The organism is Marinoscillum sp. HNIBRBA16962, assembly GCF_057801515.1.
In genome coordinates this window covers 3,218,274-3,241,360 of the sequence record NZ_CM173603.1, presented here as the reverse complement: position 1 = coordinate 3,241,360, position 23,087 = coordinate 3,218,274, and the positions used below count along the sequence as shown (strand labels likewise).

The 23,087-nt window shown below is 41.9% G+C and carries 19 protein-coding genes; 9 read left to right on the top strand and 10 right to left on the bottom strand.

Annotated elements, in window-relative coordinates:
• Positions 1-45: 45 nt before the first annotated feature.
• The 6 genes from yidC to AC3E9V_RS13560 all read right to left on the bottom strand — a co-directional run bounded on the left by yidC (position 46) and on the right by AC3E9V_RS13560 (position 6,320).
• A complete protein-coding gene (yidC, locus tag AC3E9V_RS13585; RefSeq protein ID WP_488748670.1) occupies positions 46-1,890 on the bottom strand; it encodes a membrane protein insertase YidC in 1,845 nt (614 codons plus the stop codon).
• A 17-nt stretch (positions 1,891-1,907) separates the two neighbouring features.
• Positions 1,908-3,533 (bottom strand): CTP synthase, encoded by a 1,626-nt coding sequence (gene pyrG / locus AC3E9V_RS13580; RefSeq protein ID WP_488748669.1) that lies wholly within the window; start codon positions 3,531-3,533, stop codon positions 1,908-1,910.
• A gap of 164 nt (positions 3,534-3,697) precedes the next feature.
• Positions 3,698-4,786, bottom strand: coding sequence for a hypothetical protein (locus AC3E9V_RS13575; RefSeq protein WP_488748668.1), 1,089 nt, complete (start codon positions 4,784-4,786; stop codon positions 3,698-3,700).
• Positions 4,787-4,812: 26 nt separating this feature from the next.
• Positions 4,813-5,301 (bottom strand): hypothetical protein, encoded by a 489-nt coding sequence (locus tag AC3E9V_RS13570; protein WP_488748667.1) that lies wholly within the window; start codon positions 5,299-5,301, stop codon positions 4,813-4,815.
• A 12-nt stretch (positions 5,302-5,313) separates the two neighbouring features.
• A complete protein-coding gene (locus AC3E9V_RS13565) occupies positions 5,314-5,748 on the bottom strand; it encodes a hypothetical protein (protein WP_488748666.1) in 435 nt (144 codons plus the stop codon).
• Between the two features lie 32 nt (positions 5,749-5,780).
• Positions 5,781-6,320 (bottom strand): RNA polymerase sigma factor, encoded by a 540-nt coding sequence (locus tag AC3E9V_RS13560; protein WP_488748665.1) that lies wholly within the window; start codon positions 6,318-6,320, stop codon positions 5,781-5,783.
• Between the two features lie 132 nt (positions 6,321-6,452).
• Here AC3E9V_RS13560 and AC3E9V_RS13555 point away from each other — a divergent pair, with 132 nt between their 5' ends.
• Complete coding sequence (locus AC3E9V_RS13555; RefSeq protein ID WP_488748664.1) at positions 6,453-6,911, top strand: MarR family winged helix-turn-helix transcriptional regulator; 459 nt, start codon at positions 6,453-6,455, stop codon at positions 6,909-6,911.
• Here AC3E9V_RS13555 and AC3E9V_RS13550 read toward each other — a convergent pair.
• From AC3E9V_RS13550 to serA, 4 genes are all read right to left on the bottom strand, one after another.
• A complete protein-coding gene (locus AC3E9V_RS13550) occupies positions 6,898-7,824 on the bottom strand; it encodes a universal stress protein (protein ID WP_488748663.1) in 927 nt (308 codons plus the stop codon). The two genes, AC3E9V_RS13555 and AC3E9V_RS13550, sit on opposite strands and share 14 nt — an antisense overlap.
• A gap of 169 nt (positions 7,825-7,993) precedes the next feature.
• Positions 7,994-9,067 (bottom strand): aminotransferase class V-fold PLP-dependent enzyme, encoded by a 1,074-nt coding sequence (locus AC3E9V_RS13545; protein WP_488748662.1) that lies wholly within the window; start codon positions 9,065-9,067, stop codon positions 7,994-7,996.
• A 303-nt stretch (positions 9,068-9,370) separates the two neighbouring features.
• Positions 9,371-9,760, bottom strand: coding sequence for a monothiol bacilliredoxin BrxC family protein (locus AC3E9V_RS13540; protein ID WP_488748661.1), 390 nt, complete (start codon positions 9,758-9,760; stop codon positions 9,371-9,373).
• 82 nt (positions 9,761-9,842) lie between these two features.
• Complete coding sequence (gene serA, locus AC3E9V_RS13535) at positions 9,843-11,735, bottom strand: phosphoglycerate dehydrogenase (protein ID WP_488753667.1); 1,893 nt, start codon at positions 11,733-11,735, stop codon at positions 9,843-9,845.
• A gap of 42 nt (positions 11,736-11,777) precedes the next feature.
• On the opposite strand from serA, the gene AC3E9V_RS13530 reads away from it, so the two are divergent.
• The 8 genes from AC3E9V_RS13530 (at position 11,778) to AC3E9V_RS13495 (ending at position 23,071) form a co-directional block, all read left to right on the top strand.
• On the top strand, positions 11,778-13,091 hold the full coding sequence (locus tag AC3E9V_RS13530; protein ID WP_488748660.1) for a serine hydrolase domain-containing protein: 1,314 nt from the start codon (positions 11,778-11,780) through the stop codon (positions 13,089-13,091).
• A gap of 50 nt (positions 13,092-13,141) precedes the next feature.
• Entirely contained in the window at positions 13,142-14,572 is a 1,431-nt protein-coding gene (locus tag AC3E9V_RS13525; RefSeq protein ID WP_488753666.1) for a sodium:solute symporter family protein, read from the top strand.
• An 11-nt stretch (positions 14,573-14,583) separates the two neighbouring features.
• A complete protein-coding gene (locus tag AC3E9V_RS13520) occupies positions 14,584-15,027 on the top strand; it encodes a GNAT family N-acetyltransferase (RefSeq protein WP_488748659.1) in 444 nt (147 codons plus the stop codon).
• 3 nt (positions 15,028-15,030) lie between these two features.
• Entirely contained in the window at positions 15,031-16,167 is a 1,137-nt protein-coding gene (locus AC3E9V_RS13515; protein WP_488748658.1) for an amidohydrolase, read from the top strand.
• Between the two features lie 10 nt (positions 16,168-16,177).
• Entirely contained in the window at positions 16,178-17,377 is a 1,200-nt protein-coding gene (gene alr / locus AC3E9V_RS13510; RefSeq protein WP_488748657.1) for an alanine racemase, read from the top strand.
• Entirely contained in the window at positions 17,358-18,428 is a 1,071-nt protein-coding gene (locus tag AC3E9V_RS13505) for an alanine racemase (protein ID WP_488748656.1), read from the top strand. Before alr ends, AC3E9V_RS13505 begins: the two co-directional genes overlap by 20 nt.
• A gap of 241 nt (positions 18,429-18,669) precedes the next feature.
• On the top strand, positions 18,670-19,965 hold the full coding sequence (locus AC3E9V_RS13500; protein WP_488748655.1) for a cytochrome c3 family protein: 1,296 nt from the start codon (positions 18,670-18,672) through the stop codon (positions 19,963-19,965).
• Between the two features lie 28 nt (positions 19,966-19,993).
• The gene (locus AC3E9V_RS13495; RefSeq protein WP_488748654.1) at positions 19,994-23,071 is read left to right on the top strand and encodes a TAT-variant-translocated molybdopterin oxidoreductase; all 3,078 of its coding nucleotides are present in this window, start codon (positions 19,994-19,996) and stop codon (positions 23,069-23,071) included.
• The last annotated feature ends 16 nt before the right edge of the window (positions 23,072-23,087 follow it).

Sequence of the window (23,087 nt, the reverse complement as noted above, 5' to 3'; positions counted from 1 at the left end):
TTAGTAATCAACTAATTAACATTCCGATTGTGTATAAATGGTTGATTACTTTTTGTGTTTACTTTTCTTTTTGCTTTCCTGAGCTTTCATTGCTTCTTCAAGTCGTTGCTGGAATGACGACTTCTTTTTATTGGCATTTTTCTTCTTATTTTCTTCCAGCTTCTTCTTGATTTTGTCTTCATCAATGAACTTTCTGAAGAGCGCAATCTGACCAAATGAAAAGATATTGGTAACAAAATAGTAGAAAGTAAGACCTGCTGAGTAGCTATTCAGAAAAAACAAGAACATGATAGGCATGATATACTGCAAAGACTTCATTGGTCCCTGAACGGTGGTCATCTGACTGTTTGACCAGGTGTAAAGAATGGTGGAAACAGTCATCAGAAGGGTAAAAAGGCTCACATGGTCACCATAAAATGGGATGGTAAATGGTAAGTCCAGAATACTGTCATAGGTGGAAAGGTCATGTGCCCAGAGGAAACTTTCCTGCCTTAGCTCAATAGAATTAGGGAAGAAATAAAACATCGCAAAGAGTATAGGCATCTGAAGCAACATTGGTATACAACCACTTAAAGGGTTGATCCCTACGCGCTGATACAGGGCCATTTGCTCTTGCTGGGCCTTTTGCATATCATCGCCATGCTTTGCTTTGATCTCATCCAGTTCCGGCTTTAAAACCCGCATCTTGGCCATCCCCATGTGTGACTTAAATGTCAGAGGTGCCAGTACAATACGAATGATTATCACCATCAGGATAATGATCACTCCATAATTGCTGATGTATTGCTCCAGGAAATGGAAAATAGGGATGATGGCAAATTTGTTAATCCAGGAAAGGATGCTCCAGCCAAGGTCTACGTTTTCAGAAAAGTCAGGAGCAACATCTTTTAAGATCGCATAATTATTAGGACCGTAATAAAATTTAAAATCAGTATTATTTGCCATAAACTGATCATAAGGCAGTTTCATGGACATGGTGACATTTTTGACCGAGGTGGTATCCTGTAGGTTTATACTGGAGGACACATACCCGGAAGGGAAGGGGGTGCTGGAGACCACAGCAGAGGTAAAAAACTTCTGTCGAAAGGAAACCCAGTTTGTAGGCAACTCTAGGTTTTCCTCTTCTTTCTCTTCAGATGTGGCTGAGAGCTCATCAACATCGCCATCTGTGTACCGGTATTTTACTGTAGACCGATTTCTTGCATCTTTGAAATCCATCTCCAGGCGGTTCATCTTTTGGTTCCAGGCAAAGGTTAAATCCCGTCCTATAATTTCCTCAAGTCCCCGCTGGTCTACGGTCATGCCCAGCTCATAACCTTTTGCAGGTATGGAGTATGTGTAAGTTAATCCGCGTCCTTCTCCTATATCCAGTGAAAATCTCACCAAAGTAGTGTCGTTATTCTGCACAACTTTGCTGGAGCTGCCGGTAAAGAAATAAAGCTCAGACAGATCTACTTTTTTAGAAAGGTGGTCAACATAAATGTGCTGTGCGGCATGTTGCTCATCTATAAGCACCAGTGGATTTCCCCTGAAATCCTCAAAGTCCTTCAAAGTAATCTTTTTTACGACTCCACCTTTGCTGGAAAAGGAAACGATCATGTTTTCATTCTCGATCGTTACAATCTTTTCGTTCCCTTCACTCGCAGACGAAAATAAGCCGTATTTTAATTCATTGAGCCTAATTTTTGCACTATCGGATAATGTTGTACCTGCCTGTGGCTGACTTACCTGCTCATCGGAAGTCCGGGGGGTACTCTCTGTAACCACCGTAGTTGAGTCCTGTGTGATTTCCGATACTTCCTGAGGTGTTGGTTCCGGTGCTAAAAAGGTGAAATAAATGGTGATAAACACCAGCATCAGAATCAAACCTGTTAATTGATTTCTGTCCATAAATCTTCTGTAATCTTTTAATTGATATCTTTTTCTTTTCTATACGATATTGCTGCTTTGACAAACTTTACAAAAAGCGGATGAGGATTAGCAACAGTTGATTTGAGTTCCGGGTGGTATTGAGATCCAATAAACCACGGATGGTCTTTGAGCTCCATGATCTCCACCAGGTTGGTGTCCGGGTTTTTTCCGGAAGCGATCATGCCTGCCTGTTCGAACTGCTCGAGGTACTTATTGTTAAACTCGTATCTATGACGGTGCCTTTCGGAAATCTTTGTGTGTCCGTAAACGTTGTAAGCCTTTGTGCCTTTTTTGATCTGACAATCATAAGCTCCTAAACGCATCGTCCCGCCCTTGGTTTTGATATCCTTCTGGTCCTCCATCAGATCTATTACCGGGTGTTTTGTCTTTGGGTCCATCTCCGTACTGTTTGCACTTTTAAGTGTTAGTACATTTCTGGCAAATTCTATTACAGCACATTGCATCCCAAGACAAATACCGAAAAATGGAATCTTATTTTCTCTTGCGTATTTGACAGTGGAGATCTTTCCTTCAATACCTCGCTCACCAAAACCAGGTGCCACCAGGAGACCATCCAGCTCACTGAGGTGACGTTCGGTATTATTTCCATCCAGTTCTTCTGCATGGACCCATTCTAAGATGACCTTGCATTCATTTTCAGCTCCGGCATGTATAAAAGACTCTGCAATGGATTTATAAGCATCTTTCAACTCCACATACTTCCCCACCAGACCGATTCTTACCTGGCTGGTAGGGTTTTTCAGGCGGCCCAAAAATTCCTTCCATTGCTCGATTTTAGGTTCGCGCTTATAGGAATGTTTAAACTTGGCCAGGACACGCTCATCCAGCTTTTCCTTACGCATCAGGATGGGTACATCATAGATGGTTTCCGCATCCAGCGCTTCTATTACTCCATTAATTGGTACGTTGCAGAAAAGGGCCAACTTCTTTCTGATTTCATTGGTGAGTGGAAACTCCGACCTGCAAACCAGAATGTCCGGCTGGATCCCGGCTTCCAGCAGCTCTTTTACAGAGTGCTGAGTAGGTTTGGTTTTCAGTTCACCGGCAGTTTTCAGGTAGGGGACAAGGGTTAAATGAATAGCAATACAGTTGGCCGGGCCAAGTTCAAGGCGGGCCTGTCTTACGGCTTCTATAAACGGCAGAGATTCAATATCACCTACACAACCCCCGAGCTCAGTAATGACTATGTCGTATTTGCCGGTCTCACCCAGTTTGTAAATGTTGTTTTTAATTTCATCCGTAATATGAGGAACTACCTGTACAGTTTTTCCAAGAAATTCCCCCTCACGTTCTTTTTGAATCACGTTGTAATAGATCCTTCCCGTCGTGACATTGTTAGCCTGGGAAGTGGATATACTCAAAAAACGCTCGTAATGCCCCAGATCCAGGTCGGTTTCAGCGCCATCGTCTGTTACGTAACATTCCCCGTGCTCGTAAGGATTAAGAGTCCCCGGGTCGATGTTTATATAGGGATCAAATTTTTGGATGGTTACGGAATAACCCCGGGCCTGGAGAAGTTTGCCTAGTGATGCAGAAATGATACCTTTCCCGAGAGAAGAAGTTACACCGCCCGTAACGAAAATATATTTTACCTTGGACATTCAGCGTGTTGTGATCTGTTATTATTGTTACGGGACACAAAGTTAGCTTTTTCCACCAAAATAAAACCAGATCGATCTATTTTAAAACCAGATTTCTTATTGCATTTTCAGATACAGTTTGTTGAATGCCTGAAAAGCTCTGTTTTTCAGTGAGTTGGCTTGTGTTATTTAACAGGTATCCGGTAGCTGATCGAAGCGCCAAAGTAGCCAATGGGGTCCAGCTCAATTTCTTCATCGGGGAGCTGAATCGGGATGCTGTAAGTGTAGCTGATCATAAAGGAGAAGTTTTTGACAGATACCATGACAGGGAGGCTGAAACTGTAATTCATAATCCCGTATTGGTTTTTCTCCTTGTCAAGAATATCATAAAGGTAATTAAGGACATCTTCGTTTGACAGGTAGATATTTAAGATCCTCAGACGCTGAAACCTGCTTAGGCTTCCATCCCTCGACCGCTGCCTGATCTGCATGACCTGTTGCTGCTCTTCATCTGTCAATAGTGAATATAATATTTCAGAATCAATATTTTGCCGTAGGTATTCGTTGGTTCGGAGTTCTTCCAAAAGGTCACCATCAAATCTCACTATCACCTTTTGGTTCCCAAAATAAGTACTTACCGAAGGTAGTATCAGTACATTATCAAAAATCCACCATTTCTTCAGGCTGACTGTTCCCGTCAGACTTCCGATGATTCGATGGGCGCTATCATTATCCCCGAATAAATAGCCATAATCTATTGTGGCATAGCCCATTTTTGTATTGTAAGTCAGCGAGCCTCCAAGACTATTTTTTAAAGGATTAGCTTCCCGATCAGTATCCGGATTGTGATAAAGCCAACGTTCATAAGCACCTGTGTATGTCCAGTGCTTTCCGATAGAATTCAGATAACCCGCAGAAAATACGGAAAAATTGTAACGGGGCACGAGGTTATTGCTCCAATACCCGGCATAATCGCCAAAAACACCGCTCTTATGATAAAAGCTCACTCCCGGTGAAATGCCGTGCTGATCTAACCCGTAATTGCGCCCAATACTAAGCACGTTGCTGTTATAGGACAGGCGAGCATTGATCTCTGAATATTTTTCATAGGAAGACCGTAGTACACTGTCAAGCATAAAAAAGATGGACATGGAGTCCATTTCGGCTTCCAGTTTAGCCAGTTGGGCTTCAAAAGAAAGGGTGTCCTGTTGGCCAAAGAGGGGTAAGGCTCCCAAAAAGAAAAATATAGCTGCTATGGTTTTTCCAAAGCTCAAAAGGCAGATAGGTTAAAGTCTGAGGTTTAGTTTTGTTTTCTGCGATTGTCGTTATTTCTCATACGGTCTCTACGCAGTTGCTCACGTTGCCTTTGTTGCTGGCGTACCCGCTCCATAAGCATCTCTCTGAAATCATCTTCAGCTTTTCTCAGGCTCATCAGCTGTCTGGTAGTGATCACCTGCTGCATGCGCTGAGCATAGGTCTTCTCCAGATCGAGCTGGCGTTCTTTTATCTGCATACCCATCTCCAGCATTTTTCTGTTTTCTTCTTCTGATGCCGTTTTGGGGTTATGTTTTGCTCTTAGCTGCTGAAATTCCTTCCGAAGCTCCATTTGCTTGTTAGTAAACTCCTTATAGATTGGCCAGAATTTTTCAGCCTGCCCCGGAGTAAGGTCCAGACGCTCTGTAATCAGAGCGATTTTAGCCGCTTCAATTTTCTCGAGGGTTTCTGGAGTCTGTGCATTTACCATGCCTGCCAGACTCATAAAAACCACTAAAATCAATGCCTTTTTCATAATTTCTTCTTTTTACAAGTATTCACTTTCAGTCTCAAGCTGATCGAGAAGCTCATCCAGATCTTCATCTCCCAACTCTATGTCTTCCAGGTAGTTTATCTCTTCTGTGAAAAGCGGTATGTCGTCTCCGGCCAGTGAGGCTATCTCACTTTCAGATATATCACTGTAAGCTAGGTAGGTAAGGATCTCTTCGTCTGAAACTTCAGCAAGCAACTCATTGCTGAAGTCTCCAGTGTTTTTCTGAAGGTTGCTCACTACTAAAACCCCTGAAATCACAACCACCAACAAGGCAGGTACCAGTGCAAGTCTCCACTTTGGAGCAAATACATGCGCTGTTTCCGTACTTACTTTCTCATGGATTTCATTCTCCAGTTGATCAAAGTAACCGTCAGGCACCTTAAATGGTGTCTCTATTTTCTTAATATCATCCAGGCTTACCTTTTTCATCGATTCTTTAGATTACTTTAAAGCTAAAAGGTTTAATCGTTAGTCAATATTTCTTCAATTTTTTTTACGGCATGATGATAGCTGGCTTTTAAAGCCCCAACACTTGTACCGGTAATTTCGGCTATCTGGTCAAATTTTAATCCGTCAAAATACTTCATATTAAAAACCATCCGTTGTTTATCTGGTAGCTTAAGTAGCGCCTTCTGCAGCTTAAGCTGGATCTCATCTCCTGAAATGTTATGACCGTTATCCAGCTTTTGACTGAGCTCTTTACTCACATCATTGATGGGCATGAAAAGACGATTCTTCTTACTTTTCAGGAAATTGAGGCACTCATTTGTGGCAATCCGATATATCCAGGTAAATAGCTTTGAGTCTTCGCGAAAGCCATCCAGATTTTTCCATACTTTAATGAAAACATTCTGGGTGAGGTCATTTGCATCCTCGTGATCTACAACCATTTTCCGCACATGCCAATAGACCCTTTCCTGGTAGGCTTTTACCAATAGGTTAAATCCGTATCTACGGGATTCTTTGTCCCTGATCTTTGCTATGATAAATGACTCTTCCAATCAATTTTCAGGTAGTACGGTGGTTGGACAATAAAAATAATGGATAGTTTAATCACCTTAAGATTTTTATTATTTAGAGAACATCTGTATTTTGAATGTCGTTACATTAAATGTAGTTGTAAATCCGCCAATATGGGTATTTCAGAAGATATAAAGCAATCAAAATTTAAAAGTCAGCTCAACAAAGCAGTTATCAATATCATTTATACGAATAGCTGGCTATTGCAGCAGCAGGTTGAATTATTCAAACCTTATGGACTGACCAGCCCTCAATATAATATTTTAAGAATCCTAAGAGGCCAGCACCCAAAGCCTGCTACTGTAAATCTGCTGATAGACCGAATGTTGGATAAGAGCTCCAATGCCTCCAGGATAGTGGATAAGCTGGAATCTAAGGGTTTGGTGTTACGCCAGCAGTGTAAATCTGACAGGAGGGCTGTGGATGTGGTGATCTCGGATAAAGGTCTTCATTTGCTTCAGGAAATAGACCAGCAGTTAACGGACTGGGAAGAGAATGTTCGTAACCTTACAGAAGAAGAAAGTGAGCAGCTCAATGTCCTTTTGGATAAGCTGAGAGCTAAAGATCCTTGATATATTCCAGAAAACCTGCTCTTTTTCCTTTTGGGCGGACCACCAGCATGGAAATCTCTGAGTCTACCTGGATGAGTCTTTCGGCTTTGCTTCCTATAAAAAGCGCTGTAGTGGCGGTTCGTCCCTTGGCACCAATTACAATCAGGTCAGCTTTTATTTTTTTTGCCGTCTTATAGATATCTGTGATGATATCCTCATCCTTATCCAGACTGTAGACCTCTTCAATATTCAGGTCCTTCAGGTTGATATCATTGATAAACTTCTTGTAATCGTTTTTTGCATGACTTTTCATGATATCAGCAAATTCCTTGAAGCTTTTACCGGTATAGTGATAACCAACAGGTACCTGATACACGTTTTGGATAGTGATCTTCGGATTGGTTTTGGCTTTTCTGGCCAGGGTTGCCACCTTTTCCATTGCTTTTTTGGAATAATCCGAAAAATCTGTGGGTACTAAAATATTTGACACTTTGAAGGTACACCCTTTAGGTATGACCAACAGGGAACACCCCGCGCGTCTTGCGATCCTGTTTATAAGAACTCCCCCTGATTTCTTTTCATTTTTTCTTCCCAGGACAATCAGGTCAATTTTTTCGCTGACAGAAAATTTCAGTAAAGACTTGGTAACCTGTCCCTGCTCTACAATGATGTTTACAGTGGTTGTTTCTTCATTGTATGAAAAGTATTTATCTATTTTAGCCTGGAGTTCGCTTTTCCGCTCCTCAATAGCCCGGTCCAGCAGGAGAGGAAACTCTTTCTGGAGGGGTTCCGGCAGGTTAAAATCCTTAATTATATTAATGAAGAAGATCTCCTTTGAGCCAGAGAGTTCGCTTACATAAGAAGCTGCTTTAATTAAGTTTTCGTCGGTCTCAGTATGATCAAGACCTACCAAAATTTTACTGTATTTATACATTAATTTCCTCGTTGCAGTGAATTAGGGCGCAAAGTTATAAGGAGTTCAATTTATTAAAACAAATTGGCTAAATAAAGTTCTCCAAATAATTATGGTTAACGAGGGAGTAAATCCTTATGATATATTGATCAGTTAGCGGATTTATCAATCAATAACAAATTTTATTTCATTAAAACTGACTTATAGTATCAGCTAATTGTTCGATGAGTTCTTTAGAATGCATCGGAAAATTCGCAATTCGTAAGTGACCTGATTTATATGAGCCGTATCCGCCTCCGATAATCCAGCCCTTGTCTGAGAGCTTTTTAAGCAGCTCTGTATTTCCGCCTTTAGCCTCTGCCACGATGACCGTTTTAGAGCGGTTTGCCTTTTCCGAGACAAAAGGGGAGAGGATGCTGCTTTCTTCTACAGCCTGATACAGGACTGTTGCTTTATAAGTGGTCTCATTTTGTATCGTTTTTGCAGACCGGAAAAGCATATCTTTTGCTACTTTACCCAGCAGGTAAATGCCCAGTGTGTTGGGGGTTTCAGGAGTTTGGTTTTTACTGCCTGATTTTTGTAATGTTTTTAACTGGTGGTAACTACCCGTAACAACCCCGCTTTTCTCGAGCTTTTCTGCCTTTTCATAACATTTTTCATTTACAATCCATACGCCCAGACCCGAAGGGAGCCCAAAGGATTTTTGAACAGAAAAATAAGCAGTGTCCACTTTAGAAAAATCAAAAGGCACGGCCGGAAAAGCGCTGACTCCATCTACGGCCAGTAGTTTGTCGGGATGCTGATCTCTGAGCTGGTAGACCTTGTCCTGCTCAAATGCATAGCCTATACTCGTCTCATTGAGTGTTACAGATATAAGCTCTGCTTTCTCCGGAACGGAAATGTCATTGAATGATTCCCCATCCTTAAGTGTAGTGGAGGTGGACTCCTTTTGATACTGCTGCGTAAAATCAAAAAACTTCTGAGCAAATGACCCATTTACAAAGTGGTGAGAACTTTGGTGCACCAGGTTTTGGATAATTCTTTCCCAGATCTCATTTGCGGACGAGGTGAAGTAAATATCATAACCATCAGGCAGGTCCAGGAGCGCTTTCAGGTTTTCCCTGGTCTCTGCAAATATTTTCTCAAATGCCTTACTCCTGTGGGAAATGGACATGACATCCTCTTTGAGCGCTGATTTCAGATGGTCAGCTACTGTGAAGTATAGCTGCGTGGGACCTGGAGTGAAATATATTTTCTGAGTCATTTATTTCTAAAGTTAAGTGCTTAAATTTAGGAAGCTTTTCAAGGAAATTGTTTTTAAACCTAACAGTAAAACAATACCAAGCTAAGTGGTGTGGCAAAACTGGACCTCATCCGCCGGCTGGCGGACCTCGTTTCACGACTGAAAACGTCGGGATTCAGGTTAACAGTGGATAGTTGACCTACGCTCACAGCTTAAATCCTGATTAATTTGGGGTTTAAATAACACACTTGAAAAGAAATAAGCTTTCGGAAATTCCGAAAGCTTTTTTTATTTCTGAAAAACTGATGGAAAAAGAGTGTGCGCTCAGGCACGAGTTTCCATCCATTTGAAAGTTCTGTTGACAATTTTAAGAGCGAGCTTGATCTTTTTTACACTGATCATGTCTCCGGTTTCGTCATACATCGTAACCCCATCAGCAAAAAGTACGATCTGAGGGAATTCGTGTTGAATGCCGGCCATTTGAGAAATCTCATGCGAGATTTCTTTGTCTTTTATGTCATCCACAATGTAAAGATCCACCAGGTCCTTTGAAATATTCCAGGTGTTCTCCAACTCTACTTTTTTCTCAATGCTTTCCGGAGACGAAGGTCTGTGCTTAAACACTAAAACAGGCTTAAGTCTGGACTGCTCCACAATTTCCTTGAGATCAGCTATGTTCTTTATGGACTTAAAATGCGGTGAATTCTGCGTCATTATATACTATCTACAACTTAAATTTAATCAAGAACGACTTATTCCTACAGCATTATTTGACAATATAAATAAAAAATGTTGTCTAATACAATACACGGAACCTTATTGTTCCCTTTATCTTCCTTAAATTTTTGATGACCTGCTCGTCATAATCCTTGTTAATGTCGGTGATAACGTAACCAATCTCCTCGTTGGTCTTCAGGTATTGTCCTACAATGTTTAAGTTATTTTCAGCTAATTCGTGATTTATTTTCGCTAAAACCCCCGGTTCGTTTAGATGAATATGTATAAATCGATGAGCATCCTTCAAAGTAGGTAAAACAATGTTAGGAAAGTTAACGCTGTTATTGGTGCTTCCGGTATTGATGTATTCAATAATTTTTCCAGGAACAAAGTCAGCGATATTTTCCTGTGCTTCCAGGGTACTACCTCCTATATGAGGAGTTAATATGGTATTTGGAAGTCCTCTAAGCTCAGAAATAAACTCCTCATCATTGCTCATGGGTTCTTCCGGATATACATCTACACCTAATCCGCGTACTTTGCCTGAGAGTACATTTTTCTTTAATGCAGCAATATCCACTACATGGCCCCTGCTAAGGTTAAGGAATATCACACCATCTTTCATCTGACTAAACTCCTTTTCGCCAAAAATATCCCGGTTTTCTGGTCGGCCATCCACATGCAAGGTGACCATGTCAGAGGTAGCCAATAGCTCCTTCATATTTTTGCACTGAGTTGCATTTCCAAGGGCAAGTTTTTCTTCCAGGTCATAAAACTGCACCTTCATGCCCACGGATTCGGCGATTACAGACAGCTGCGCTCCAATGTTGCCGTAACCTATGATTCCAAGGGTCTTACCTCGCACCTCAAAGCTGCCTTTTGCTGACTTATCCCATTTTCCTTCATGCATTTTCATGGTTTTATCCGGGATGTTGCGCATAAGCAGGATGATTTCTGCCAATGCCAGCTCCACAACTGATCGTGTATTAGAAAAAGGGGCGTTGAAAACGGCTACACCTTTTCGCTGACAGGTGACCAGGTCGATCTGATTGGTCCCAATGCAGAAGGCGCCTACAGCCAGCAATCGATTGGCATGCTCCAGGACTTTTTGAGTTACCTGGGTTTTGGAGCGAATACCCAATATGGAGACATCTTTAATGGCCTCACAAAGCTCATCCTCGCTCATTCCGGCAGGGTAAACCTTCACATTATACCCTTCTTCTTTCAGCTTTGCTATGCCATGGTCGTGGATGTTTTCCAGTAGCAGGACGTTGATCCTGTTTTTTGGATATGAAAGTGCTCTTTCCATTTTATTTAAATATAAGATTTCGTCAAGGTTAGGGGCTTCATGGTCCGCATTTTCCAACACATTTTCTCTTCGGACGTTTTCGGTGAAAGCATAAAATTTATGCGCCAGACCAGCCTTCTTTATTTCAAAATCAGTATAACCATCTCCCAAAACGTATACTTCTCCCTCCAGGTTTAGGGATTTGATCTTATTAGGTTTCCCGTTGTTTTTAGAAAGCAGGTTTTCAGGGTCAAAACCCACGATATTTCCATCCTCATCGTACGAAAATTCATTTGCAAAAACCCGGTCTTCAGAGATGCCATAGTGCTCCACGATGGGAACTATAAAATCCTTGAACCCATTGGATAAAATGTATATCTGATCAGCATATTTCCTGATAAACTCCTTGTTTCTTTTGAACGATTCAGAAACCTGTTCACTAAGTCTGGCTATTAATTCCGGCAGATGCGAACGATGGGCTTTGAGGATTTCTATTCTTTGCTCCAGAGATTCGCGAAATGAAAGTTTTCCTTCCATTCCCAGATCTGTAATGTCCTTGATTTTTTGTAATGCTTCATCTTTATCATCTTTATCCCGTAAAGAGATCTCACCCAATACATCCAATGCTTCAACACGTGTGAATGTACTGTCGAAATCTATTACGAAATGTTTCTGATTTTCCATAAGTTCGCTTTTCTCCATAGGCTGGCAAAATTAAGTAGCTAAATGGCATATAAAACAATCATTTTATTTTTATTATCAACATTTTTTCAAAATATCTGTCTGTCGAAAGGAGACTCCCTTATACTTTTAGGGAATTTTGAAAAAAGAATAGATAAAATTGTAAATATCGCAATTGAAGGGGATGCATTTCCCGGTTGTGTTGTATATGCTTCATATAAAGGTGATCCCTTTTACCTGAAATCTTACGGTTTTCATACGTATGATAGCATCCGTGCTGTTTCACATACGGACCTTTATGATCTGGCTTCTGTCACAAAGGTCATGGCTGCTACATTGGCGCTTATGAAGTTATATGATGATGGGCTAATCCATTTGGATGCACCACTGAAAAATTATGTAGACGGATTGTGGCTGAGAAAACTGGGCAAGGTTACCCTTAGAGAGTGCCTGGCTCATCAGGCAGGCCTTAAAAGCTGGATCAAGTATTATGAGGAGATCAGGAGGAGTAATGGAAAATACCGAAATAAAACCGTTTCAGAAGTGCAATCTGAAGATTATCCGTTTCGGATATCTGAAAACCTGTTTGTTCACAAGGATTTTTATAAAAAGATCAAGAAAATGATCAAGCGGGCCGATCTTAAGGAAGATCAGGGTTATGTTTATTCAGGGTTGTTTTTTTACCTGGTACCCGAAATCGTTCAAAAACTGACCGGACAAACCTTTGAAGCCTACCTTAATGAGTATTTCTACCTGCCTCTTGGTGCCCGTACACTCACTTTTAATCCCGATGAGAAATATAAAAATGATCACATTGTGCCTACGGAGGTTGATTCTTTTTTCCGCTATGAACCCATTCATGGGAAAGTTCATGACGAAGGTGCAATTTTGATGAAAGGAGTATCAGGTAATGCGGGTCTTTTTGGAAATGTCGGCGATATAGCTAAAGTGTGGCACATGCTGCTGAATGGAGGAGTGTATGAGGGAGTAACTTATCTCGCGCCCCAGACGATTAACCTGTTTACAACTTGCCAATACCCAAATAATGAGAACAGGCGGGCCCTTGGTTTTGATAAGCCACTTTTGAAATATGATAGCCTGATGAGTAGTGTGGCTCAATCAGTTTCTCTGAATAGCTACGGCCACAGCGGATATACTGGTACTTTAGTCTGGGCAGACCCTGATGCTGATCTGTTGTTTATTTTTTTATCAAACAGGGTTTATCCCGATCGGGAGCACCGGGCAATCTATGAGTTAAATATCAGGCCGCAGATCCATCAGATTTTGTATGATTGCATTGACGAAATTGAAAAATTTAAATTAATCAGAACATTATTGAACTACGGCTGTTGCTTTTAGAAAGATATTTTTTGTATATACCATAAAAGCTTTTAAGAGACGTTTTGAGCATTCACTGGATAGACCTCCTTGTATTTTTTGTATATATGTTAACGATGTTGGGGGTCGGATTTTTTTTCCTCAATAAGAATAAAAGTACAGACGATTATTACGTAGGAGGTCGGTCTATGAGTTACTGGCATGTAGGACTATCCGTAGTAGCAACAGATGTTGGCGGAGGGTTTTCGATCGGGCTGGGCGGACTGGGTTTCACCATGGGACTTTCCGGTTCCTGGATGTTATTCACAGGTCTTATTGGAGCATGGCTGGCAGCTGTAATTTTAATTCCGAAGTTAAGTGAGCTTCCACAGTTTAAAGAGCTGTTCACTTTTCCCCAGATATTTAAGATTTTTTATGACAAAAAGACTGCTTTCCTTGCCGGGATCATTTCAGCAATAGGTTATGCGGGTTTTACCAGCTCTCAGCTTTTGGCAGGAGCTAAACTCGCCAGCTCCACATTTGTGGATCTGTCACTGCAACATGCACTTATAATAATGGGTGTGATTGCAGTGGTTTATACCGTAATGGGTGGTTTAAAGGCAGTGATTTACACAGATACGATCCAGTGGGCTTTACTGCTCTCGGGACTGATTTTTATAGGACTGCCTTTAGGGTATATGAAAGTAGGCGGTTATGCTGAGATCAAAGAGATTTTACCAGATGAGTTTCTAACACTCTCCAATCTGACCTGGCAGGATATGGTTAACTGGGGAGTTACGATTATTCCTATTTGGTTTGTAGGGATGACGCTTTATCAGCGTATTTATGCTTGTAAAAGCAAGAAAGATGCCCAGAAAGCCTGGTATATTGCCGGCTTTTTCGAATGGCCTGTTATGGCCTTTATGGGTGTGCTGCTGGGGATGTTTGCGAGAGTGGGAGCTGATGCCGGCATGTTTGCTTATCTGGGGTATGAAAGCGCAGAGGGAATGGACGCCGAAACCGGGTTGCCCATGTTACTAAGGACCATATTACCTGCGGGATTAATGGGGCTGATGATGTCTGCATATTTTTCTGCGGTATTGTCTACAGCAGATAGTTGCCTGATGGCCTCTTCGGGAAATCTGGTGACAGATATTATAGGCTATAAGGGGGTTGACCAGAAAAAATTCCTCAGACTCTCACAGGTTCTTACTTTCGTAATCGGGGCTTTTGCATTGATCCTGGCCTCTACCATGCAGAGTGTACTGGAGCTGATGCTTTACTCTTATGCTTTTATGGTTTCAGGGTTGTTTATACCGGTTTTGGGAGGCCTGTTTATTAAAAAACCAAATCCCGATGCAGCCTTCTGGTCCATGTTGTTAGGCGGAGGCACCACATTGACGCTGATTTTATTGAATTCTGAGATGGATGTAACGCTTCCTTTAGGACTGGATGCAAACATATTTGGCATAAGTGCCTCATTGATTGTTTTTGTACTATTAAATAAACTAAAACGAAAATAAACGATAATAGCATGCTAAAAATAGATGTACTCAGGCCATCGGCCACTGTAGGCCTTGTAGAAATGCAACAGATCCGCGATTTTCTTTTTAACCATCTCGATGAGTATGGTGATACCAAGGAAGATATCATGAAAGCGATCAACTACTCTTTGAATAAAGGGATCACCCCCGGAGGATTTGTGCTTCGTGGCATAGATGAGGGGGAAATTGTAGGAGCTGTGGTGGTCAATAAGACCGGTATGGAAGGTTATATTCCAGAGAATATCCTCGTTTACATTGCCACACACCGGGAGAAGCGTGGCAAAGGTTATGGAAAAGCTTTAATGCAAAAAGCCATAGATACTGCCGAAGGCAATATAGCTTTGCACGTAGAGCCGGAAAATCCGGCAAAAATCCTGTATGAAAAACTGGGATTTACCAACAAATACCTCGAAATGAGGTTAAACAAGTCGTAATAAATGACGAAGGAGATTCTAGACGATGCAACGAAACTGAGAAAACATCTGCATCAACACCCCGAGATTTCCTGTGAGGAAAAAGAAACCTCTCAATATCTTCATGAAAAATTAAAAGAATGCAATCCGGATGAGCTGATTGTTTTTGAGCAATACGGGCTAGCTGCGGTTTATAAAGGCAGGCAGCCCGGAAAGCGAATTCTGATCCGTGGTGACTTTGATGCGTTGCCTATTGAGGAGATTAATGACTTTGATTATAAGTCAAAGAAACCAGGAGTCAGTCACAAATGTGGACATGATGGCCATGCTGCTATCCTGTATGCCCTTGCCAGAACACTAAGCCAGGACAGGCCCGAAAAGGGAGATGCAATTTTGCTTTTTCAGCCGGCTGAGGAAAATGGAGAGGGAGCTAAAGGAGTGATCAACGACCCTCGTTTTAAAGAGTTGAAACCTGATCATGCAATTGCTTTACATAATTTGCCAGGCTACCCCAAACATGCTATCATTTGGAAGGAAGGCACATTTACAGCCGCGGCAAATAGCCTAATCATTCGACTGAAAGGCAAAACCTCTCATGCTGCAGAACCGGAGTTGGGAAATAACCCGGCAGAAGCGATGGCCGAGTTGACCCAAAAATATCTTAGTGAGAATGTTCCTGACCTTGAAGACCCGGAGTTTAGAATAGCTACACCTATATATACTATAATGGGGGAAAAATCCTACGGAGTATCCGCTGGTTATGGAGAGTTGCATTTTACACTTAGAGCGTGGAATAATGATGTGATCAGGCAGTTTGAAAAAGCATGTGAAAAGCTGGCTCATGAGGTAGGAGAAAGGCATGGGCTTAAAATAGAAACGGAGTGGACTCAGGGTTTTTTTGCAAACCGGAATGATAAAAAAGTAATCGAATCTGTGGTGAGAATAGCAAAAAAACAGAATCTGGAAACTATTCAAAGAGAAAATCCTTTTAAATGGGGGGAGGATTTTGGAATTTTCACTGAAAAATTTCCGGGTGCTATGTTTGGTCTGGGAGCAGGCGAGGAGACACCAGCTCTTCATAATCCCGATTATGATTTTCCTGATCAACTCATTAAAACCGGATTGACTATCTTTTACGATCTGATAGCAGAACTACAATAAACCCTGGCTAATGTTTTCAACATCTACCATTGAGTTAGATCAAGCGGCTCTTGAAAACAACCTGCAATTTATCAGAAGCAGGTTGGGACAAGGGGTGCGCTTTTCTTCTGTGATTAAAGGTAACGCTTATGGTCACGGAATTTTTGAGTTTGTACCTATGGCTCAAGAGGCTGGAATTGATCATTTTTCGGTTTTTAGCGCAGATGAAGCTTTAGAGGTAAATAATATTACAATGAATAGCTCTTCCATTCTTATCATGGGCTACATCGGCAATGATGAAATCGAATGGGCTGTTCTGAATGATGTTGAGTTTTTTATCTTTGAATCAGATCGCTTAAAGAAAGCTATTCAAATTGCAAAAAAATTCAATAAAAAGGCTAAAATTCACATAGAATTAGAGACCGGACTTAATAGAACCGGATTCAGCAAAAAGCAGCTAACGAAAGTAACGGATATCCTAAAAAAGAATAGAAACTACCTTGATATAATGGGTACGTGTACCCATTACGCCGGTGCTGAAAGTATAGCCAACTACCTGCGGGTGACCAATCAGATAAAGCGATTCAGGCAGCTTGATAAATGGCTTAGAAATCAGGGGATAGAAGCCCCTATCAGACATACTGCCTGCTCTGCTGCCGCCATTAGTTATCCGAAAAGCCAAATGGACATGGTTCGTATCGGCATTTTACAATACGGATATTGGCCAAGCAGAGAGACATTTATTGATTGTATAAAAAACCATAGAGACAGAAGAGATCCCCTTAAGCGGGTGATCAATTGGAAGAGCAAGGTCATGGACGTGAAAGAAGTGGCAACAGGTGAATTCATTGGTTATGGAACTACCTTTATGGCTACTGATCATATGAAAATTGCCACAGTACCCGTAGGCTATTGTCATGGATATTCCCGGTCATTGAGTAATCAGGGCCGTGTTTTGATCAATGGTAAACGACTGGCCGTGATTAGTATTGTGAACATGAATCTGCTCATGGTAGATATATCCGAGTGCCCTGAGACCAAAAAAGGCGATGAGGTTGTCTTAATCGGGGACCAGGGAGATCAGTCCATATCAGTCGCCTCTTTCGGAGAGTTAAGTGATCAGTTAAACTATGAGTTGCTTACCCGACTCCCCAGAAACATTCCCAGGAGGGTGATCAACCAAAAAGAACTTGTAACCCAAAACTCAGAAAATGGCTTATTTAAAGCTTAAACGTAAATCTTTAGAACACAATTATAAATTCATTTCCAGGAAGCTTGATGCTGAAGGCATAGAATGGGGAGTGGTTTCAAAACTACTTTGCGGGACACGATCTTATATTCGAGAGTTGATTGATCTGGGAGTTAAGGAAATCCATGACTCACGTGTAAGCAATCTCAAAGCCGTCAAGCAAATTGATGATACCGTACAGACCGTTTACATTAAGCCTCCGGCCAAGAAAGCTGTCCCCAGTGTGGTGAAATACGCCGATGTAAGTTTTAACACAGAGTTTTCTACTATCAAGCTCCTTTCAGCAGAAGCCCATAAACAAGGTAAAACCCACAGGATCATTATCATGATCGAAATGGGGGATCTTCGTGAAGGTGTACTTGGAGAGCATTTGCTTGATTTCTATGGAAGAATATTTGAGCTTCCAAACATAGATGTAGTAGGATTGGGAACCAACCTCAATTGCCTGTATGGAGTCATGCCATCACAGGATAAACTCATCCAACTGAGTCTTTATAAACAGTTAATTGAAGCCAGGTTTAATCGTAAGATCCAGTGGGTTTCGGGAGGTACTTCTGTTGTTTTTCCACTCTTATTAAATAAGCAGCTGCCAAAGGGGATCAATCACTTCAGGATAGGAGAGATGCTTTATTTCGGAAATAATCTATTTACCGAAAAGCAGATAAAGGGAATGAAAGCTGATGTATTTACCCTCCATGCTCAGATCATTGAGCTGATTGAGAAACCCAAAGTACCGATAGGCGAGCTGGCCAGCAATCCTTCCGGAGAACAGTATGAAGTAGACGAAAGCGATTATGGAAAAACCAGCTACAGAGCCATTTTGGACCTGGGGCTGTTAGACATCTCCACCGACTTCCTGATCCCGGTAGATAAGCATGTAGAAGTATCCGGAGCAAGCTCAGATATGATCGTCATTGACCTGGGCAGTACCAAAGGAAATTACAGAGTTGGGGACTGGGTGAAGTTTAAACTTAAATACATGGGTGCGCTGGGTCTGCTCAACTCAAACTACATCGATAAAATTGTTGAATAGATTCTTTTAGAAGCAATCTTTAGCCAGATTATTTATAATGATTCTAAATAGCACTTTTTTTGAATCATAAAATGACTTAAATCATTGATATTCAGTGATTTTAATCAGTCTAAGTTATCCACATACGTAAATGCCAAATTTGGGTTGCAAAAGGGTCTTTGAAATACGTACCCACGGTATTACATTTGTACCCGTTTGATTTCAGAACGGTAGAAAATACATGTTGACAAATAAACAATCCATGTCCATAGCACCTAGATTTGTCTTAATAGCGATCATTTATTTCTTCTCTCTTACTTTATCATTTTTCACTTACGCCCAGGATGCTGAGGATGGCATACCCACCGACGAAGCTTTAGTTTCTGCTGGAAAAAGCCTTTTTCAGGCAAACTGTACGCAGTGTCATGCTATCCATGATCAGATCATTGGTCCGGCTTTGAAAGATGTACACCAGCGAAGGGAAAAGGATTGGTTGATTTCCTGGATTAAGAACTCACAAAAACTGATACAAAGCGGGGATGAAACTGCGGTAGCCTTGTTTGAAGAATACAATCAGACAGTGATGGCGTCTTATCCTTTTTCAGATGAAGAAATCACCTCGATTCTTGCGTATATTAAAGTGGAGTCAGAAAAAGAACCTGCTTCGGCAACCACAGAAGCCACAGCTGGAGAAGAAGTGGCGGCAGGTCAACCGGCGTCTGATAGTATTCCATCAGGTTATTTAACGGCAGTATTGATTGTCCTCATTGTCGTACTTGTACTGATTCTGGTGGTGCTGGGATTGATTGTATCCGTTCTTACCAAGTATATAAGAGAACAAAAAGATCTTGATGAGGATGATGCGGAGATTGTCAATCAGAAAACAGACGTTGCCAAAATTTTAAAAAGCGATTTTGTGATCGGTACGGTGATTTTCATCTTCGTAGCATTACTGCTGAAAACCCTGATAGATGGAGCATTTACTATAGGTGTACAACAAGGGTATCAACCCACTCAGCCGATTGCCTTTTCACATAAGCTACATGCCGGACAGTACCAAATTGATTGTAACTACTGTCATACTGGTGTCAGGAAATCTAAAGCAGCGAATATTCCATCGCCTAATATCTGCATGAACTGTCATGCTGGTATCCAAAACGTAGGAGGAGCATCCGGAGTGTCTGCTGAGATCCAAAAGATTTACGATGCGATTGATTACGATCCGTCTACCGGGAAATACGGAAACAACACCAAACCTATCGAATGGGTGAGAGTGCATAACTTACCTGATCTGGCTTATTTTAATCACTCTCAGCACGTGGAAGTAGGTGGACTGGAGTGTCAGACGTGTCACGGTCCTATAGAAGAAATGGATGTAGTTTATCAATATTCCACTTTGACAATGGGATGGTGTATCAATTGCCACAGAGAAACTGAAATAAATACAAAAGGAAACGAATATTATACCAGGTTGGTCGAGTTGCATGCTGAGCACAGTAAGGAACCGCTCAAGGTCGAGGATATAGGCGGGCTGGAATGTTCAAAATGTCACTATTAATCTAACTTGAAAAGGAATATAGTCCAATATGAAAGGAACTAAAAAATACTGGAAAGGATTAGAGCAGCTTGAAAACAAGCCTGATTTCAAAAACAGAGCGAACAAGGAATTCCCTGAGTACCTGCCAATTTCATCAGGAGAAAATGGCGAGTCTACCCGTCGGGATTTTCTTAAAATGATGGGATTTGGTATTGCAGCTGCTTCTCTGGCTGCTTGCGAAACACCTATCAAAAAAGCCATTCCTTATGTAAAGAAACCGGTAGAAGTAGATCCTACTTTACCAAACTACTACGCTTCTACTTTTGTAAATGGCAGTGATTACTGCAGTGTAGTTGTTAAAACCCGGGAAGGGCGGCCAATCAAAGTTTCCGGAAACAAACTATCCAGTGTCAGTGGTGGTGGAACATCTGCCCAGGTAGAAGCTTCAGTTCTTTCACTATACGATCAGGAGCGATTGAAAAATCCTCAGATTGAAGGGTCTACAGCCAGCTGGGAGGAGCTGGATGCTGCAGTGATGCAGGACCTGGCAGCAGCAGGGAATGTAACGATTGTTAGTAATTCTGTAGCATCTCCATCTACTCTTGCTGCCATTGATGCCTTTAAAGCAAGATATAACGCCACTCACGTAGCTTACGATCAGTATTCATTTAGTGGCTTACTTACAGCTCACGAGCAGGCTTTTGGAAGCCGAATGATGCCCTGGTATGATTTTTCCGGAGCTAAGACCATTGTTTCTTTTGGAGCCGACTTTCTTGGTAACTGGCCCAATCAGACCGGCGTAGCAAAACAATACGCTGCTACCAGGAAACTGAATGCCAGGAAAAAAGACATGTCCAGGCTCTATGCCTTTGAGTCTAACCTTTCTCTGACCGGGGCAAATGCAGACTACCGAACGCCGATCAAACCTTCTCAGGAAGGCGCTTACATAGCTAATCTCTACAATTTACTGGCTAAAAAATCCGGAGCGCCTACTGTAAATGCTCCTGCTGTAGAAGATGACGCTTACCTGGTAAAAGCGGCAAATGACCTGGCTAAATCTCAGGGAAAAGCTATTGTGTTGAGCGGATCCAATGACACAAACATTCAATTGCTTGTCATTGCTATCAATGATCTGCTGGGAAGTTTTGGCCATACCATAGATACCAGCAAAAGCGTCAATATCAGAAAAGGAGATGATGCGCAGTTTGCTGATTTTGTTAAAAAATTAAATGCCGGTTCGGTAGGAGGAGTGATCTTCTATAACTGCAACCCCGTGTATGATCATCCACTTGGGGATCAGATCCAGGCAGGTTTAAGCAAAGCTAAATTTGCTCTGTCTACTTCAGACAGGAAGGATGAAACAGCTTCTTTAGCGAAATACCAGGCGCCTGATCATCATTATCTTGAGTCATGGAATGATTTTGAGCCGGTGACCGGATATTACAGCCTTTCTCAACCTGCGATAAGAAATATTTTCAACACCCGTCAGGCGCAGCAGTCTTTCCTGAAATGGGCGGGAAACAACACTCCTTATTACGATTTTGTGAAAGCCAACTGGAACGAGAAGGTTTTTTCTCTGGCCAATACTGCAGAGTACTTCAACTTCAACGCTTTCTGGGATAAATGCCTGCAGGATGGTGTCTTTGAAGTAACTGTTGATGCAGAAGCAGCCAGACCTGCGGTAGATGTGGCATCAGCTGCTTCCGCTTTACCAAAAGGCGGTGGTGACTATGAATTAGTGCTTTACATGAATAGCAGTGTGGGAGATGGCACACAGGCTAACAACCCATGGCTACAGGAGATGCCTGATCCTATTACCAAGGCAACCTGGGATAACTACCTGACGGTCTCTCCTAAAATGGCAAAAGACTTAGGTATTGAGTTTGGTGACATGAGCACTCAAACCGTGAACTTTACTGCTAATGGGAAGACTGTAGAAGTTCCGGTCCTGGCCCAACCAGGTCAGGCTGAAGGTACCATTGGTTTAGCTTTAGGGTATGGTAGAAGTAGTGCAGGTAAAGTAGCTGATGGGTTGGGGGTTAACGCCTATCCTTTTGCATCATTTACTAATGGGTCTGTGAAGTACACTGTGACATCAGGTGTTTCAGTGGAGCCTACCGGAAACTCATATAAAATCGCCCAGACACAAACCAGTCAGACCTACATGGGGCGTGAGACGGTTATCCAGGAAACTGTATTAAATAAATACCAGAAAGATCCGCAGGCAGGACGTCATTTCCCTAAGATTGCTACTGCTGAGGGATACAAAAGGCCTAACGCTATTTCGCTCTGGAAAGGACATGAGTACCCTAATCACCATTGGGGAATGATGATCGACCTCAACTCCTGTACAGGTTGCGGATCATGTACGATAGCCTGCCAGACTGAAAATAATATTCCGGTTGTCGGAAAAGAAGAAGTGCTGAACCGCAGGGAGATGCACTGGATCCGAATCGACCGGTACTATAGTTCGTCTGCTACTGAAGCTGATGGGCGAAGGGCGATGGAAAAAGCTGCAGAAAATCCGGAGGTTACCTTCCAACCAATGATGTGTCAGCAGTGTAATAATGCCCCGTGCGAAACGGTATGTCCGGTGGCTGCCACTACTCACAGCTCAGAGGGACTTAATCAAATGACTTACAACAGGTGTATCGGTACCCGGTATTGTGCTAACAACTGTCCTTATAAAGTTCGAAGATTCAACTGGTTTAAATATCATGACAATGCCAAGTTTGCCAATAACACGGCCATGAACAATGATCTTGGCAAGATGGTGCTTAATCCTGACGTAACCGTGAGAGCTCGCGGTGTGATGGAGAAATGTACTTTCTGTGTTCAGCGAATTCAGGCAGGTAAGCTTGAGGCTAAGCGTGAAGGCAGAAGGCCACAGGATGGCGAGGTAAATACCGCTTGTGCGAGTGCATGTCCATCAGAAGCATTGGTATTTGGAGACATGAAGGATCCAAACAGCCGAATTTCTCAAATGCTTGATATCAAGCAGGAAGAGAAGATGGTTGAAGCACGTGAGCCAAGAGCATACCACGTACTTGAAGAGCTTAGAGTAATGCCAAATGTGTGGTATTTAACCAAGGTTAGAAATAAAGACGAAGAAGCAGAAAACGCTTAATTATAAATCTGAATTA